Here is a 17,457-nt window from a genome sequence, read left to right on the forward strand (position 1 = left end):
ACAAAATTTAGTGCGTCTGCTTTCTTAGAAAAAAATAGAGTACTGAGCCAATCAATGGAAGCAAGATCACGATAGCTATCCATACCCATCTGTAGGTATTGCTTTTAAAAGAGCCTTGTACAATGTCTTTCAATGTGGCCAGCCAGGTTCCGATGATAAGCGCACTCAAGCTCAATAATAGTAAAGGCTCCCAGCCATTCAAAGCACCGAGAGCCATTAATAATATTTCTGTGTTAGAATAATACACTACTCTAGGTTCTCGTATTCATTTAAGATACCGCCTGTAAGTCTGAGTAATTCAGTTTCTGACTCTAACATATTGTATTTGGCCTGTGCATTTGCAAGGGCAGTATTCAAATAGTTGACCTGAATCTGGCGGTAGTCAAAGGAGTTGATCGTTCCGTTTTTATAACGCTCTTCAGCCAGCTCAAGATTGAGTTCGGAGCTGCGGATGTTTTCCTGAGAAATCGCCAGTAGCTTTTGCCGTACATTGTACAGATCATAGGTAGCGACCAGATCATTACGCAGACTTAACTTAAGCTGATCTATTTGTAACTGGCTGATTCGCTCAGTCGTGTAAGCATTTTCTATATTACGACGGACCCTTCCACCATCAAATAGTAAATAGTTTACGGTAAAGCCGACTGAATAATTGGTAGTGGTTTGGGTAGTTACCAGATCACGAGTACTACTCCCACCGTCTCCAAAATCAGGAAACCGGGCCTGAGAAAAGTCTTGCCTGCTCAGATCGTAAGAAGCATTGGCATTTAGTGACAAACGAGGGTATAGTTCTGTTTTGGCAAGGCGGGTATCTGTCCGAGCGAGTTCAAGGTTTAAAAACTGGTTTTCTAAATTCGTATTGCTTGTCACCATTTTATCGTACATCACCTCCAGATCATATTGGGTAGGGTCTATTTCCAGGCTATCAGTGAGCTCATAAGCGTTATTAATAGGCTGTCCCATCAGCAAGTTCAGAGTACGCCTTGCGTTCAGGTAATTGACTTCCTGAGTCACATAATTAGATGAGTCTGTCAGGAAGGCATTCTGTTCCTGGAGAATATCAAACGTAACCGCACTCCCCAGCTCTCCTTTTAACTTGATATATTGATAACGATCTTTAGAAAGGGTAAACACTTTTTCCAACACATCTAGCCTTTCCTGTTCCAGCTTCACAAAATAATACTGGGTAATAATGGCCTGCACGGTATTTTCTACGATCAGTTGAGCATTCCCCATACTCAGTTCCTGTAGTTTTTGCAGGCGCTCCCTGGTAATCTGAACCCGGAAGCCGTCAAATAGTACCCAGCTTACACTGATGCCCGGCCCCAGACTGTTGGATATGGAAAGTCCGGTAGGCTGGAAGGGGTTAGCAGCGTTTTGAACATCTCTAAAGTTGTTATTTTGAGACATACTGAAGTTGATGGTAGGCCAACGGCCGGCAGCACCCCAATTATTATTATTCTTGGCAATCTCTACATTCAGGGCTTCTATCTGTATGTCAAAGTTATTGGCCAGGCCCAGTTGAATGGCATCTGAGAGAGAAAGTTGTTCCTGGGCGTAGCTTTTACAAGCTAGTACCAATACTATTCCTAAAGAAAGAATAAGCTTTTTTTGAATATTCACGATAAGTGTAGTTTTTGAGGATAGAGAAAGCCACCCAGTATTAATCTCGGTGGCTCTCACAAATTATAGGCTTTGCAATCTTCTTTTCTCTTTAATCGCTGGCTCTACATCTTCGGCAGTGGGAATATGCAGTGGCTCTTCAGGGTTCATCCATTTATTCAGCCTGGCCAAGCCGCGGTTGACACCCAGCTTAATATCATTGAAAACTAACATAAATACCGGGAAGAAGAGCAGGATAAGTAAAGTACCGAACATCACTCCATAAGCAACTGATATAGCCATAGGAATCAGAAATTGAGCCTGAAAGCTTTTCTCCAGTATCAGCGGAAATAAACCAGCTACGGTGGTGATAGAAGTAAGTAATATTGCCCGGAAACGAGATATTCCCGCATCATGGGCAGCTTCTTCCACCGTCATGCCTTCTGTCAGGTTACGGTTATACTTATCCAGCATGACTACCGCATCATTTATAATCACTCCTGATAATGCTATCATACCGTAAACGCTCAGGATAGACACCGGCTGCGCATGGATAAAGTGTCCGATTGCAGCACACACTAAGCCTAAAGGAATCAGTAACAGGATCAAGCCTGCCTGATAGAGTGAGCGGAAAGAAAGTGTAATGGTCAGAATCATCATGATAAATGCCACTGGAAAAATCTTAGCGAATGAGTCTGCTGTACGTGCCGATCTACGCTGCTGCCCCTCAAAAGAGTAAGTAACTCCCGGGTATTTCGCCAGAATAGGCGTAAGAATATCTCTTTCCACCTTCTCAATAATAGGCGGCACTGCCTCATAGGGATCTACCAGATCGGCAATAATACGTACTTCACGTTTACCATTGAAATGGTTGATATTAATTACCCCACGTTCAATTGCGTAATCTGCCAGCTCATTCAATGGGTATTCATTTCCATTGGTATCTTTGATTTTCATAGATTCCATCTGTGAGATCGTCAGACGGTCTTCTTCCGGGTAACGCACCCATATTCTCACCTCATCCGTACCGATGATCAGCCGCTGAGCCTCTTCTCCAAAAAAAGCCTGACGGATCTGGTTGGTAATATCCTGCTGTGAGAATCCCAGAAAATACGCTTTAGGTTTCAGCGACAACTGCAATTCCCTTTGTCCTGAGGCGGTATTGTCCTGTATGTCTTTGAGCGAAGAAATGTTAGCAATTTCTGCTTTTACTTCCTCTTTAGCAGCCATCAAGTTTTCCAGATTACTGCCTAACAAGGCCAGGTCAAAAGGATTACCGAAACGGTTTTGCCCTCCCACAGAAAACTTCTGTGCTTCAGGCACTGGCCCAATCTTCTGACGAATGCGGTTAGCGATCTCGAAACTGGAGATATCTTCAATATCTTCCATATCTATGAGGTTCACCTGAACGTGTCCGGTATGTCCCCCTCTCTCAGCATCTCCCCTTCCTCCGTCGCTTCCTACATTACGGTCCAGTGTTTTGATAAGGGACAGATCGCTCCCTCGGTCTTCTTTGATCTCCTCATTCACTTCCCATATCACGTTTTCAAACCTTCTGAGGTAGTCTTCTGTAATATTTTCTCTTGTACCCGGCTTTAGTACGAGTGATACATTGAAGTTATCGAAAGGAATAGACGGGAAGAAGGTAAATCTAATAATACCGCCCTGAAACATACCTAGCACCATCATAAATATCGCGATAGGAATGGTAAAAGAGACCCACTTGTAACGAATCAGAAAGCCCAGTGCTCTGCCATACACTTTATCACGCAGGTACTTGATGCCTTTATCCAACCCTCCTCTTATTTTGTCTTTGTTTGGTTTGCCTTCTTTCTTTTGCAGCGCTTTACCGGTAGCCAGGTGTGAGGGAAGTACAAAGAATGCTTCTACCAGCGAGAATGCCAGACAGCCGATTACTACAATAGCCATTTCGGTGGTAAAGCCTTCATTGTCCAGCAGCATCAACGGGATAAAAGCAATGATTGTGGTGGTAACTGAGGTAAATACTGAGGGGAGCATTTCTACGGTTCCGTCCACAGCGGCACGGATTGGGTTTTTACCCCGTTCAGCATGCGTATAAATATTTTCCGCGATCACAATTCCATCATCTACCAATATACCTACCACGAGAATCATCCCGAAGAGGGAAAGCATGTTGATGGTAATGCCTACCATATTACCAATAATAAACATCCCCAGGAAAGAGATAGGAATACCGATGGCTACCCAGAAGGACAAGCGAAGGCTCAGAAAAAGGCCTAGCGCTACCAAAACCAGCAAAAGGCCTACTCCTCCATTACTTAGCAGCAAACTCACCCGCTGTTGTAGCAGTTCGTTGAAGTCAAAGCTGGCAAAGAGTTCAAAATTATCCTTCTCAGCATTATACTCTTCAATGTATTCAGAGACAAATTCAGAGATCTCCTGAAGGTCTTCTTCCTGAAGTTTTTCTATACTGATGGAGACTGCCCGCTGACCGTTAGAATAAGAACGGTTGGGGGTATCAGCGAACTGCAAGGTGATATTGGCTATATCACGAAGGAGTAAATTACTACCATCAGGGTTGGCCCTCAAAACAATTCTCCCTATCTCTTCGGGAGCATTTTCTTTAGCATTAGCGCGTATTCTGATTTCTTCTTCCAGGGTTTTGATCGCTCCACCTGAAATATCACGGTTATTAAAGCGAATCGCATTAGCCACCTGACTAAAGGTGAGTCCATAGCGGGAAAGGTCATCTTCAGAAACCTCTACTGAAATTTCCAGGTCGGGATAGCCAAAGACAGAAATCTGTGAGACTACACCCGAGTTCAGAAAATCGTCTTCTATGAGCTCAGCTTCTTCTTTAAGCCTCTTCAGGCTTACATTACTATTGTCGCTGCCCCTGAGTGTCAGGAAAGCCACCCGGGTACTGCCGAAAGAACGGTCTTTAACGACAATGGGCTTCTCCGCACCCACAGGGTAAGAGTTGATGCCATCTACCGCGTTTTTTACCTCTGTCAGCACCTCGTCAATGTCATATTCATCCATCGTTCTTATTCTGATGGATGCGGAGTTCTCGGAGGACGTAGAGGTCACTTCTTCAATACCGGTCACACCTTTTAGTGCTTCCTCTACTTTGATGGTAATTCCTTCTTCCATCTCTTCAGGAGAAGCACCCGGATAGGTAACCCTTACAGAAATGTCGCGGGGCTTGGTCTCTGGGAAGAAAGACATATTGATGCTTAAAAAGCCCAGCGTACCGAAAATAACGATAATCGCCAGAATCGCATTGGCCCAGATGGGGTAGCGAACAAAAAACTCAACTACTTTCCTCATGATGCATTAGGGGTTTGGTCGGGCTGGGCAGTATCGCTCTGAGAAGTCCGGGGGGTATTAGCACCCTGACCCTGTGGTTGAGTTTCAAATGTCGTAACCTTCATGTTTTCAATAGCATTTGCCGGTGCTTCTATCACCAGGCTATCTCCCTGGTTCACTCCATTTGCTTCCAGAGGACTGATCAGTACCTGATCACGGGTGATTTTTTCAATATTTACCTTTCTGGTCTTAAGTACGCCACCATCTACTACGAAAACTTCATTTTCATTCATCAATACACGACGGGGAACTTCCATCGCACTTTCCAGTCGGCTGCCGGGTATCACCGCCCTCATGTACATACCATCGTACAAACCACTTTGAGGCCCAGTACTCACATTTACATATACATTAATAGATTGGGTATTGGGGTTAACATAATCTCCCACACGTACCACTTCACCTTTCCAACTGACACTACCATCTTCGGTAGTTACTTCCGCCGGGCTACCTTCTTCAATCCACTTCACCTCATGGATTTCTACAGGAATTTCTAACTCCAGCTGGTCAGTCCGAATGATGCTGGCGATGGTCGTTCCCGGGCTTACAATGGTTCCTACCTCAAGATTTATCGTAGTGATACTGCCATCATAAGGAGCGTAAATCGTGTACTTGCGCAGATTTTCCTCCAGGCTTTTGATGTTATAGTAATCGCTCAAAATATTTTTGGTAGCCAGGAAAGTTTTCACCTGATTACTCCTGATCTCGGGCAGTTCAGGTAAAGGTTTGTCAATCTCTATACTTTCAAAATATTTTAGAAAGTCAGGATAATGGTCAGAGAAGTCAATCTTGACATCAGGCAGACTGGAGGCCAGCAGGTTGAGAAACTCACTTTTACGGGCTTGTAATGTCAGCCTTGCCTCTTCTCCGTAAATGCGGCACAGGATCTGACCTCTTCTGAAATTGGTGCCGGGTTTAAGTGGGATTGAGCCGGGCAGCAGCCTGCCCCCCACCTCAGCAATTACGTTAAGGCTCTGGGAGGAGGCAATACGTCCGTAGGCAACTACTTCGGTATCTACTTCTCGGTAGTCTACCTGATTTACCTTTACATAGTTTGTAGAGACTGCCTTGGGTCTTTCAGGAGGAAGCTCCTTCATGCCAGCAAATTGTTTCATGGCAAAAAAGCCCCCACCCAATATGAGTATGGCTATTGCAAATACTGTTACTTTCCTGCGATTCATCTTGATGGTAGTGGAATTAAATTGCAAACTAATTATGCTTACGCAAAGCTTGATAAGCGTTTCTTAATCTTATACGAAATGGCGCTTTTTATAGACTAACTCTGGACAAATGTAGACAATAGAAAAAACTTTATTTAGAGAATATTCAGAACATTCTCATATTCGTTTTGGTTTCGGCAAATAGTTCGTCTTTTTGTTTAATTTTTATTAAACCCCTTCCTTAACTCCTGGAAAGCACCTCAGACCGCTAGCCGAACAATGAGCTGGTAAAAGAAATTCTGATCTTCAACTGAAAGTTTTCTATCGTTTTTAATATTTCTCTTAAAGTAACGCGCTCTATTTTTGTAAGACTGTTTATATCCACCAGGTTATCCGGTTCTGCTTTATCGTGAATCAGTTGTACAGCCTGCTTTTTCAGCCGCATGCCCATCAGGTAATAGTAGGATTGCATCAGCTCATGATACTCGCTTTCAGTAAACACCTTCTGATCTCGTAACATTTCTATCCTCTCTCCGGTATTGGTTTTAAAGATTCTGTGTTTTAGAGCAAATACCCTTACCAAATCCACTATAGGTGTCATGGTCTTTTTGATGTTAAACACATCTCTTTGTCCTTCCTGAAAAGTTTTAATGTTTTTGAAGAAAGTAAGCGGGGGTTCGTACTGCAGGGCATTCTTGCCGATATGATAAAAAAATCTCTCCAGGGGCCTTTGTAACTCTTTATCCAGAAAATTTTTCAGCTCCAACATGATTGCTTCTTCGCCATACAGAAAGCGGCAGTCAAAAAAGGTAGAGATATTGATCACTGTTTCCGGAATAGCTTCAGATATCCATTCCGCATAGTTTCTTTTCCAGTGTGAAAGGGAATGGGTCCACTTAGGGTTCTTAGCCATGAAGCCGCCGGTACAGAAGCTAAAACCTATATGATCCAGGCGGGCACTGACCAGCTCAGCAAATCGCAAAAAATAAGCTCTTACTTCTTCTCTATGCTCGTTGGCTTTATCTTCATAAATAATCGCATTATCCTGATCCGTTTTGAGCGTCTGCTCTTTACGCCCTTCACTTCCCAATGCCATAAAAACAAACTTAGCCGGAGGCTCACCAATTTCTGCAATGACGCTTTCTATCACTTTCACCAGTATGGCATCCGAAACAGTGGTGATCACCTGGTTGACAATCTCTGCTCTTACTCCCCTGCTCAGCAACTGAAACACCATTTCAGGTACTTTATCCCATTTTTCTTTAAGCTCATCCACCGACAAAGCCAGCTTCACCGATTGAATAAATACAAAGGGAGATTGAGCCTGCTCACTTAACAGCCGGTTACGACTCAGAAAGCCGGTATACTCGCCAGCACGACTGATCAGCAGATAGCGAATTTTAGCGCTGAACATCAGCAATATAGCTTCATACACATACTGCTGGTCATCAATGGAAACAATGGGGTTATCCATAACCTCTGAGACAGGTAAATCTGCGCTTTTTTGCCGAGCAATCACATTATCCCTCAGCGAGATATCTGTCACATAGCCAACAATTTCTCCCTGACCATCTGTAACAAAGAGGCAGCTCGTTTTCTTCTCTCCCATTACGCTGGCCACTTCATGTACCGGTGTAGTATGGGGGCAGGAAATAAGTTCACGGGGGCTAACTGACTCAATTTTACGGGAATAGAGCTGATCGGAGGCGATATAGTTTTCTTCAAAAGTCTGGGACTGTTTGACAAAATGAACATATTCGTCTTCCATCATACGCTTGCCAAACTCAACGGTAAAATGATGGAAGAATTGATCATAAGCACGGCACAAGGCCTTAAACTCATTTCTGGGCAGAAAGTATACGAGTGTCCCTTTTTTGGCAATCACAGTACGTATGGACTTTTTCTTATTCAGCAGCACTGAGACGCCCCCATAGCAGATACCCCTACCAAATTGCTCAACCATACGCTTATTGTAAGTGCTATCGTAGAAAAAAGCTTCGTACTCGCCCTCTACAATAATATCTACTCCTTTCATCTTGGTTTTTTCCTGCAGGTAGATAACGGTCTCTTTCTTATACCTTACTTCCTGTAGTATATCTGCTATGCTTTCCAGCACTTCTTCCGGGAGTAGATCAAAAGGCTTAACGCTGCTTAAAAATCGGGCTTTGTCATTCATAGCAGAAAAAAGATAAGTAGCATGAAAAACAATAGGGCTAGGATGATATAAACGTAGATTTCATTTTTTGTTTTAGATGGCTCATCTGCCTGCACAGCTTCCTGCCTGCTTATCTTCTCTTCATTGAGATCTTCCCTTTCCCGCATGATAAAAAAACAAGTGGCAGTAGCCTGGGCATCAGTCAAAGCATTATGCGGCTTAGCCAGGGGCTTTTGCGTAAGTCTTTTGTACAGTTCACCCAGACTCAGATACTTTCTGAAGGGATAGCGAATGTAATCATTCGTGGCCTTCATGGTACAAAAAGCAGGTAATGCTGGTATAGGGTTATCTAGCTGTGTGCGGAAAAACTCTACCCCCAGCATATGGTAATCCAGTTTTACATAATGCCCTATGAGCAGGGGCTGAAACGCTTCTAAGTCCTGTTTCAATTGCTGCATCACCTCATATCTGCTATGGCCATTTTCCAGCAAATAGGATCTGCTGATGCCATGTATCTCTTGCGAGGCTCTGCTGATCTCAAAGTCATCATCACGGATGTAGTAATTTTCTTCTTTTACAAATTGTCCATCCTGAGTATAGACTACCCACGCCAGCTGCACAATGTAAGGCCATTGGGAATTGTCGGCATAGGAAGCATCCCAATCTTTAGGTATGCCGGAGGTCTCGGTGTCTACAAAAAGTAAATAATCTCTCACCGCCTCAAATTACCAAAAAATTATTCATCCGGCAGCAGACCCTCTTTAAAGCTTAGCATATCACCAGAAACGTTTGCTAAGCATTCGGGGGATCTTTCATTTTGATACAAATTTTCTACCATTTATTATGATTTATTGAGTAAACTGGCTTATCCTTACCATATAATTCTCAAACACTAACAATGCACAAACTATCTTTATTCTTTTCTGCTTTGGCATGCTTGCTCACGATCACTGCCAAAGCCCAGACATACGATATTGTAATTAAAGGAGGACACCTTATTGACCCCAAAAACAATATTAACGAAACGATGGATATTGCCATCAACGATGGTACCATTGCCCGAGTAGCCAAAAATATTGATACTTCTCAGGCTACTCAGGTGGTTACTGCTGATGATATGTACATCACTCCCGGCCTGATTGATATGCATACCCATAATTTTTGGGGTACCGAGCTTGACCAGGCTTACATGAATGGTCCTAATGCCGTAGCACCGGACGGTTTTACTTTTCGTAATGGCGTGACTACCGTAGTAGACGCAGGAAGCTCCGGTTGGCGTACTTTTCCTGACTTCAAAGCACAAACTATTGACATTTCCAAAACCAGAGTACTGGCTTTCCTGAACATCGTAGGTGAAGGCATGAGAGGCGGCCCTTTTGAGCAAAGCATCAAAGATATGGATGCCGAGGTGGCTGGTAATTTTGCCAAAGAACATGCGGAAGATATTGTAGGCATAAAACTGGCTCATTACAACAGGCATGAGTGGACGCCTACCGATAGAGCTGTGGAGGCAGGAAAAATCGCTGATATCCCGGTCATGGTTGACTTTGGAGGCAGCAATCCTCCTCTTTCTATCGAAGAACTTTTTATGGAGCACCTTCGTCCCGGCGACATCTTTACACACTGCTATGGCGAATTGGATAGCCGGGAAGCCATCGTAAACCGTGAAACTAAAAAGGTAAAGCCTTTTGTATGGGATGCCCGAGAGCAGGGAATTATCTTTGACGTAGGCTATGGAGGCATCAGCTTTGCCTACTCCCAGGCAATTCCCGCGGTAGAGCAGGACTTTACTCCCAGCACTATCAGTACGGATTTGCATATTGGTAGTATGAACAACGCCATGAAAGATATGCTGAGTGTGATGTCCAAATTTCTGAACATGGGGATGGACGTGCAGTCTGTTATTACGGCCAGTACCTGGAAGCCTGCTCAGGTTATTCAGAGAGAGGAACTGGGACACCTTACGGAAGGTGCTCCTGCCGATGTAGCTATCCTGACCATAAGAGAAGGAGACTTTGGTTTCTTTGATTATACCGGCTACAGAGTGGAAGGGGATCAGAAGTTTGAATGCCAGATGACCATCCGCGAGGGAAAGATTGTGTATGACCTGAACGGCATTGCTGATCCGGTTACCCTGAGAGGCAGATAAGCTTATGATGAAATTGGATTGATGGTAAGCCGTTCCGTTTAAGGATGGCTTATTTTTTTTGCATCGTACGGAAGGTGTTTTTTTCATCAGAATACAACATATTGCCAGTGGTATAACTTCTACTGAAATGCTCAAATTTTTCTGCCCCGCCGCTGCTTTACTATTATTCATATTGGCTGCCTGTAAACCAACTTCTCAGGAAGAAAAGACACTAAATCAGTTAAGCGCTGATATTGAAGCTGAACTCACTGAAACCGAAGGTACTTTTGCGGTGGCCTTCAAAAACCTGCAGGGGCAGGAAGAAGAACTGCTTATCAATGCTAAAGAAAATTTCCATGCTGCCAGCACCATGAAAACTCCCGTACTGCTGGAAGTTTACAAACAGGCAGAAGCCGGAAAATTTAGCCTGGACGATTCACTCACTGTCAAAAATGAATTTAAGAGCATTGTAGACAGCAGTCTTTACTCGCTCAACCCTGATGATGATTCTTATAACTTGCTGTATGAGCAGATCGGTGAGCAGCAAAGCATTGGCGACCTGACTTACAATATGATCATCGCCAGCAGTAATCTGGCTACCAATATTGTGATTGAACTGGTAGGCGCGGATAATACTACCCAAAGTATGCGGGAGCTAGGAGCTGATGATATACAGGTGCTTCGTGGGGTAGAAGATACCAAAGCCTACCGGCAGGGGCTTAGCAATACCACCACCGCTTATGACCTGATGGTGATGTTTGAAGCTATTGCCAAAGGAGAGGCTGTCAGTCAGGAGGCCAGCGAGGAGATGATAGATATTTTGCTGGACCAGAAATTTAATAAAATGATTCCGGCCAAGCTGCCGGAAGATGTGAAGGTAGCCCACAAAACCGGCTGGATCACCGGTGTTCATCATGACTCGGGAATTGTCTTCTTGCCCGATGGCCGTAAGTATGTGCTGGTGCTGCTTTCTAAAGAACTAAGTGATGAAGAAGCAGGTGTAGAAACGCTCGCTACAGTCTCCAAAATGATCTATGACTATGTACAGGAAAAATAAAGCAGTTTATTTAGAGGAATTGCACAACTCCATTAAGATCTGTACGGCTTTCTTTCCATCTTTTTTGTCAACAAAAATATGGTCATGATAATAACCGGCGATCACATTGCAGCTGATATGGTGCTTAGCCAGCGCCGCTGAAAAGTGGGCAGTGAGTCCCACAGCTTCCAGAGAAGAACGAACCATCAAGGTAATCCACGAAGCGACATATTCATAAGAGAGCCTGTATTCGTCTGCCTTTTTCTTTTCCATCACTAGCGTCGTGCCTTCCGCTTCCTTAAATTCACCCACCGTATCCGCACGATCAATTTTATTGATATCTTTAACTGTAACAAAGACGTATGCTCCCTCATTGAGTCTGGGCGTCATATTTTTTACCAAGTCTGCCAGCTTAGTCTCTCCGCTCATAAGTATCAGGATTAATAATTTCGCTAGCTATTGCCCGTACAGCGCTTTACCGGCCGACTCATATTTATCGCCTTCTTTCCAGAAAGGATTTTGCTCTGCATTAGCGATTTTATCCGCAGCTATCACAAAGGCCTCGCACACTTTTTCTACATAGTCAAAGTTCATGCTGTCTGCTTCATCCGCCAGTTGATGGTAGTATTTCATGATCTCCGCGTCAAAAGCTGTAATGCCGGGAGCTAAAGTAACCGCCGGCACACCCAGCTTCGCAAAATTAACATTGTCTGAGCGGTCAAAAAGGTTTTGTTCAGGCACCGGATCGGGAATGGCTTCCAGGCCTACGGCTTCTGCCGCAGCCTGTATTTGTGCATCCGTAGAGGTTCTCCCCAAACCTATAGCAGTTACGACAGTAGTATCATTATAACCTGCGCCATCCGTATTGAGGTTAAATACAACCTGATGCATAGGAATAAGCGGATGCTCTACATACCACTGGCTTCCCAATAGCCCTTTTTCTTCGGCGGTGACAGCCAGAAATAGCACCGAACGTTTAGGTGGCTGCTGACCAAAGTACTTAGCAGCGCTAATTATTGAAGCTACCCCTATGCCATTGTCTCTGGCACCATTGTAAATAGAATCTTCCAGGTTTTTACCCTCAGCAACCCCTACATGGTCATAATGCGCTGACAACAATACATATTTGTCTTTAAGCTGGGGATCGCTGCCCTCTACCATGCCTACTACATTTTGAGAGATGATTTCCTCATCCACTTTACCTGAAATCTGCATATCAACTTCGGTACTACCTGACGCAAAAGCATTTACATGTATATTTTCCGGATCATTGACAAGGAGGTAGGGCATCGCTCTATCTTCTGCGCTGCCTTCGCTCAAAGTCAACCTTTCGGCATTCATGTAGCGCACCAGCAGGTTCCAGGGGATTTGGTTGGACTTATATAATTCTATCATGCCTTTGCCACCGTTCTCCTGCACACGTTTCAGCTTTTCCTGTCCGTCACCAATAAAGCCTGTACTGCTGCTTACGCCCGGCAGCCCTGCTTTTACCACTACTATTTTCCCTGTTATGTCTTTACCTTCAAAATCTTCTTCCGTGCCAAAGTTCAGGTAAATGGTTTCGCCACTTAGTTCCCCATTTTTTCCCTGCAAAACCAGCAGATCTTCCATTAAACTTAATGACTGATTACCATAGCTAAGGCCGGCTTCTTTGGCAGGTTCTTGTCGGAGTAGGTGTACCGACTGAAAATAACCATCCGCCCCTTCTACCTGCTTTACACCATAGCTTTCCATCTGGGCAGCAATAAAACGTGCGGCAATGTCAAGCTCAGGAGAGCCGGTATCTCTTCCTTTCAACTCATCGGAGGCCAGGAAACGGATGTTGGCTTCTACTTCGCTTTTGTGTATGCTGGAAGTAATCTGATCTTCTTGTGCCTTCGCTAGCAGGAAAGAAAAAAGCAGACCAGCAATCAATAGCACTTTATAAATGATATGCATGTGGTGTATGTAAGTTAGGTTAATGTCCCCTTGCCAAACCCAGTGAAAGATACGATTAATCCTAAATAAACTAATCCCTCCTTCTTGAGTCCAAAATATGTTTTCTTTAGTTAAAAGCAGCAACTAGCCTTTATTGTTAAACTGCCTTTCCATATGCACTTTCGTTGTCAGCATCAGCATCCTGCCCGCTGACGAATAGTGTGCGCGTAGGGTAGGCAAATTCTACGCCCATGTTCTGAAACTCTTCAAAAATACGCAGATTGATCTCCTGCTGTACATCCATATATTGATTGTAATCTGCACTGAGGATATAGTATACCACCTCAAAGTCCAGACTAGACTCACCATAGGCCTGAAAGTGTGCTCTGTCAAACTGGGTAAGCTCCTGAGATTCTACTGCTGCTTTTAATACTGAAGGGATTTTTTTGACCTGCTCCAGCGTAGTCTGATAGATCACGTTGACCTTAAAAACGATCCGGCGTCTTTCCATACGTTTGTAATTGTGTATCCGCGAGCTGGTCAGGTCACTGTTTGAAAACACCAGTTGTTCACCCGATAAGCTCTTTACTCTCGTTGTTTTAATACCAATATACTCCACTACCCCCATCTTATTGTCAATGATAATGAAATCACCAATCTCAAAAGGGCGGTCAAAAAAGATGACGAAGTAGTTGAAAAGGTCTCCCAGGATATTTTGCGCTGCCAGTGCGATGGCGATACCACCTATTCCCAAACCGGCGATCATAGCCGTTACATCTATGCCCATATTATCGAGCAGCACCAGTATACCTCCTATCCAGATGAAGATATTGATGATCAGCATAACCCCGCCCAGCTGCTTTACTTTTTCTTCTCCATTTTCCTGTTTGCGAACATAGGTTCTCAACAGCATCAGTAGCGTAGTAGAAATAAAGCGGACGGCAAAAAACACAACAAAAACCAGCGTGGCTACTCTAAGAATATCCGCTACCTGATCAGAGAGGTGCAACGTTTTGATACTTAAATAAATGACGATAAAATGTAAGACAGGTACCCCAAAACGGTCAATGCTTTCAATGAGATAGTCATCAATTACATTATCAGTCTGTTGGGTTAATTTTTTAAGCCTGTTGTCAATAACGTGATTGATGATTCTCACCAGGATGATACCGAGAATGATCAGCCCGGCCACAATCAGATAATCTTTAACAGTGTTATCGTAGTAAGTTCTTTCCAAAAATTCTTGCATAGCTTGGTATGATAGTTTGATCGCACAATATAACAGCCCCATCAAAGGCAATCAACCTCCCAGGCGCAAAAGCACGCTATACGAATTTGTTTAACTTCTTTATTCCTAATTATTTTTATCATACCCTCCTACAGTTTATTTTGCGAATAATGAAAACGATACACTACTATTTTTTCGGACTGATATTTTTACTCACACTCTCCTGTGCTGCCCCACCGCCGGAGCACAGCTATGACATTGTACTTACTAATGCTATGATCTACGACGGCAGCGGAGAAAAACCTTATGAAGGATCAGTAGCCATCACCGGAAAGAAGATTGCAGCGGTAGGTGACATAGGGACTTATGAAGCCGATACGGTAATTGATGTACAGGGTAAAGCTATAAGCCCCGGCTTTATCAATATGCTGAGCTGGGCGGCTTACCCGCTGCTGGAAGATGGTCGCTCCATGAGTGGTATCAAGCAGGGGGTGACACTGGAAGTTTTTGGAGAAGGGTCATCTCTCGGCCCGGCCAGTGAGTATGCCCGGGAAAATAACGAGCAGATCAGGTGGAGAACGTTTGGTGAGGCGCTGGAATATATGGTAGAGCAGGGCGTAGCACCCAACGTAGCATCTTTTGTAGGCGCTACTACCATTCGCGTACATGAGCTGGGCTATGAAGACCGTGCTCCCAATGCGGAGGAACTGAAACGCATGCAGGGCCTGGTGCGGCAGGCGATGGAAGAAGGCGCTTTGGGCCTGGGCACTTCTCTGATTTATGCTCCTGCCTTCTACGCCGATACGGATGAACTTATTGCATTAGCTAAAGTAGCCGCCGAGTACGATGGCAAGTATATTTCTCACCTACGCAGTGAAGGCGACTCTTTTATTGAAGCGGTGCAGGAACTGCTGACGATCTCCGAAGAAGCCAATATTGATGCAGAAATTTATCACCTCAAAGCTGCCGGACGTAACAACTGGCAGAAGTTGGATCAGGTACTGGCAATGATAGATTCGGTTAATGCCGATGGGCAGAAGGTGACCGCTAATATGTACAATTATGTAGCTGCCTCAACCGGACTGGACGCTACCATGCCGCCCTGGGTGCAGGAAGGTGGTACCAAAGAATGGATCAAAAGATTAAGAAATCCCAAAATCAAAGCGCAGGTAATTGAAGAGATGCAGTATGCTTCCAAAGCGTGGGAAAATTTCCTGGTAGCTGCCGGAGACCCTGATAACATTCTGCTGGTAGAATTTGAGGAAGATTCGCTGAAGTACCTGACTGGAAAAACGGCAGGAGAAATCAGCGAGATGCGGGGCACTGAAGCGGCCGAAACCATCATAGATCTGGTAGTACAGAATGGTGGCGATATCGGTACGGTATATTTCCTGATGAACGAAGACAATGTCAAAAAACAGATACAACTTCCTTTTATGACTTTCGGCTCCGATGCACGCTCTATCGCGGCGGAAGGAAAAAACCTGGAAAGCAGTACCCACCCCCGTACTTATGGTAACTTTGCCCGTCTGCTTGGCAAATATGTGCGGGAAGAAAAAGTGATTCCACTGGAAGAAGCCATCCACAAGCTGACATTATTATCAGCACAAAAACTAAAAATTGAGGAGAGAGGAAAACTGGATTCTGGCTATTATGCCGATGTGGTAGTGTTTGACCCTGAAATTATAGCTGATAAAGCTACTTTTGAGAACCCTCATCAGTATGCTGTAGGTGTTGAGCATGTCTTTGTCAACGGTACACAGGTGTTGAATGAAGGAGAGCATACCGGAGCTACACCGGGCATGTTTGTGCGAGGCCCTGGCTATCAGGAAGATAAAGAAGAAGCTGCGGTGAGTAGTCGCTGAACTTTATCTTTACAAGCGAAGTTATGCGTAAAATTTTAAGCTTTAATTTTAAGAACATTTTTATATGATAACGGTCGGAAACGCAGTCCTGAGTGATGATATAGTGGAGAATCAATTTGTGTGTGATCTGGAAAAGTGCAAAGGAGCCTGCTGTGAAGAGGGAGAATACGGCGCTCCGCTGGAAGATGAGGAGCTGGAAATTCTGGAGATGATCTATGTGGACATTGAGGATTTTCTATCAGAAGAAGGGAAAAAAGAAATTGAGAAGTACGGCAAGTATGGCAAAGATCCTGAGGGGGAATATGCTACGCCGGTCATCAAAGGTCGTGAATGTGCTTATGCCGTTCGTGCCAAAGATGGCAAGCTGCAATGCGGTATAGAAAACGCTTACAAAGCCGGGCGCACTACTTTCCGCAAGCCCGTCTCCTGCCACCTCTACCCTATCCGTATTACCAAATATGATCATTATGATGCACTCAATTATCACCGCTGGCACATCTGTAATCCTGCCTGCACACTGGGACAATCGCTGAGTGTACCGATCTATAAATTTGTCAAAGACGCGCTCATCCGTAAGTACGGCCGTGAGTGGTATCAGGAACTACAGGAAAAAGCAGAAAAGAAAAAGAAGTAATTTAGTTTACAGCTTCAGTGGATGGGATTGTGTATTTGAAGATCAGAAATCCAGCTAAAATCGGATGTATTGGCTGTAACGAGCAAACGTTGATAATGTAGTGCTGTAGCTGCTATGATAGCGTCTCCTAATGACATTTTCTTCTGCTGCTTCAGGTCAATGCTTTTTTGAATAATGACATCATCAATAGTAAATTGATGACAGGTGGAGAGAATCTGTCCAAGCCTTATCTTTTCATTTTCCTTCAGGAGGTGATACCCTAAAACTTCAATCAATGTAACTTTAGAAATAGCAATATTCTGTTTTCCCAAGTAGTCTCTCAGATATTGATATCCTGCCTGGCTTCCGTAAATCACAATATTGCTATCAATCAATACCGTA

The 17,457-nt window shown here is 44.1% G+C and carries 14 protein-coding genes; 4 read left to right on the plus strand and 10 right to left on the minus strand.

Annotation, left to right across the window (positions count from 1 at the left end):
* Window positions 1-7: 7 nt before the first annotated feature.
* The 6 genes from OKW21_RS26995 to OKW21_RS27020 all read right to left on the minus strand — a co-directional run bounded on the left by OKW21_RS26995 (window position 8) and on the right by OKW21_RS27020 (window position 8,984).
* Entirely contained in the window at window positions 8-217 is a 210-nt protein-coding gene (locus tag OKW21_RS26995) for a PLD nuclease N-terminal domain-containing protein (RefSeq protein WP_277485802.1), read from the minus strand.
* A gap of 29 nt (window positions 218-246) precedes the next feature.
* Window positions 247-1,623: a TolC family protein gene (locus OKW21_RS27000; protein WP_277485805.1), complete on the minus strand. Its 1,377-nt coding sequence runs from the start codon at window positions 1,621-1,623 to the stop codon at window positions 247-249.
* A 63-nt stretch (window positions 1,624-1,686) separates the two neighbouring features.
* Complete coding sequence (locus tag OKW21_RS27005) at window positions 1,687-4,914, minus strand: efflux RND transporter permease subunit (protein WP_277485807.1); 3,228 nt, start codon at window positions 4,912-4,914, stop codon at window positions 1,687-1,689.
* Window positions 4,911-6,161 (minus strand): efflux RND transporter periplasmic adaptor subunit, encoded by a 1,251-nt coding sequence (locus OKW21_RS27010; RefSeq protein ID WP_277485809.1) that lies wholly within the window; start codon window positions 6,159-6,161, stop codon window positions 4,911-4,913. The genes OKW21_RS27005 and OKW21_RS27010 overlap by 4 nt, the downstream gene beginning before the upstream one ends.
* 220 nt (window positions 6,162-6,381) lie before the next feature.
* Window positions 6,382-8,289, minus strand: coding sequence for a DUF294 nucleotidyltransferase-like domain-containing protein (locus OKW21_RS27015; protein ID WP_277485811.1), 1,908 nt, complete (start codon window positions 8,287-8,289; stop codon window positions 6,382-6,384).
* Window positions 8,286-8,984 (minus strand): 3'-5' exonuclease, encoded by a 699-nt coding sequence (locus OKW21_RS27020; RefSeq protein ID WP_277485813.1) that lies wholly within the window; start codon window positions 8,982-8,984, stop codon window positions 8,286-8,288. The genes OKW21_RS27015 and OKW21_RS27020 overlap by 4 nt, the downstream gene beginning before the upstream one ends.
* Before the next feature lie 182 nt (window positions 8,985-9,166).
* Here OKW21_RS27020 and OKW21_RS27025 point away from each other — a divergent pair, with 182 nt between their 5' ends.
* A complete protein-coding gene (locus tag OKW21_RS27025; RefSeq protein ID WP_277485816.1) occupies window positions 9,167-10,417 on the plus strand; it encodes an amidohydrolase/deacetylase family metallohydrolase in 1,251 nt (416 codons plus the stop codon).
* Between the two features lie 127 nt (window positions 10,418-10,544).
* Window positions 10,545-11,453, plus strand: coding sequence for a serine hydrolase (locus OKW21_RS27030; protein WP_277485818.1), 909 nt, complete (start codon window positions 10,545-10,547; stop codon window positions 11,451-11,453).
* A gap of 6 nt (window positions 11,454-11,459) precedes the next feature.
* Here OKW21_RS27030 and OKW21_RS27035 read toward each other — a convergent pair whose 3' ends face one another.
* The 3 genes from OKW21_RS27035 to OKW21_RS27045 form a co-directional block, all read right to left on the minus strand.
* Window positions 11,460-11,861 (minus strand): ACT domain-containing protein, encoded by a 402-nt coding sequence (locus tag OKW21_RS27035; protein ID WP_277485820.1) that lies wholly within the window; start codon window positions 11,859-11,861, stop codon window positions 11,460-11,462.
* Window positions 11,862-11,888: 27 nt separating this feature from the next.
* Complete coding sequence (locus OKW21_RS27040) at window positions 11,889-13,370, minus strand: M28 family peptidase (RefSeq protein ID WP_277485823.1); 1,482 nt, start codon at window positions 13,368-13,370, stop codon at window positions 11,889-11,891.
* 136 nt (window positions 13,371-13,506) lie between these two features.
* Window positions 13,507-14,598 carry a mechanosensitive ion channel family protein gene (locus OKW21_RS27045; protein ID WP_277485825.1) on the minus strand — a complete coding sequence of 364 codons (1,092 nt, stop codon included), beginning with the start codon at window positions 14,596-14,598 and terminating at the stop codon, window positions 13,507-13,509.
* 149 nt (window positions 14,599-14,747) lie between these two features.
* Here OKW21_RS27045 and OKW21_RS27050 point away from each other — a divergent pair, with 149 nt between their 5' ends.
* Together OKW21_RS27050 and OKW21_RS27055 are read left to right on the plus strand one after the other, a co-directional pair.
* Entirely contained in the window at window positions 14,748-16,442 is a 1,695-nt protein-coding gene (locus tag OKW21_RS27050) for an N-acyl-D-amino-acid deacylase family protein (RefSeq protein ID WP_277485827.1), read from the plus strand.
* A 64-nt stretch (window positions 16,443-16,506) separates the two neighbouring features.
* Window positions 16,507-17,076, plus strand: coding sequence for a DUF3109 family protein (locus OKW21_RS27055; protein WP_277485828.1), 570 nt, complete (start codon window positions 16,507-16,509; stop codon window positions 17,074-17,076).
* 14 nt (window positions 17,077-17,090) lie between these two features.
* On the opposite strand, the gene OKW21_RS27060 is transcribed toward OKW21_RS27055, so the two are convergent.
* Entirely contained in the window at window positions 17,091-17,450 is a 360-nt protein-coding gene (locus OKW21_RS27060) for a type II toxin-antitoxin system VapC family toxin (protein ID WP_277485830.1), read from the minus strand.
* Window positions 17,451-17,457: the final 7 nt, after the last annotated feature.

Source organism: Catalinimonas alkaloidigena (assembly GCF_029504655.1).
Classification (GTDB): Bacteria; Bacteroidota; Bacteroidia; order Cytophagales; family Cyclobacteriaceae; genus Catalinimonas; species Catalinimonas alkaloidigena.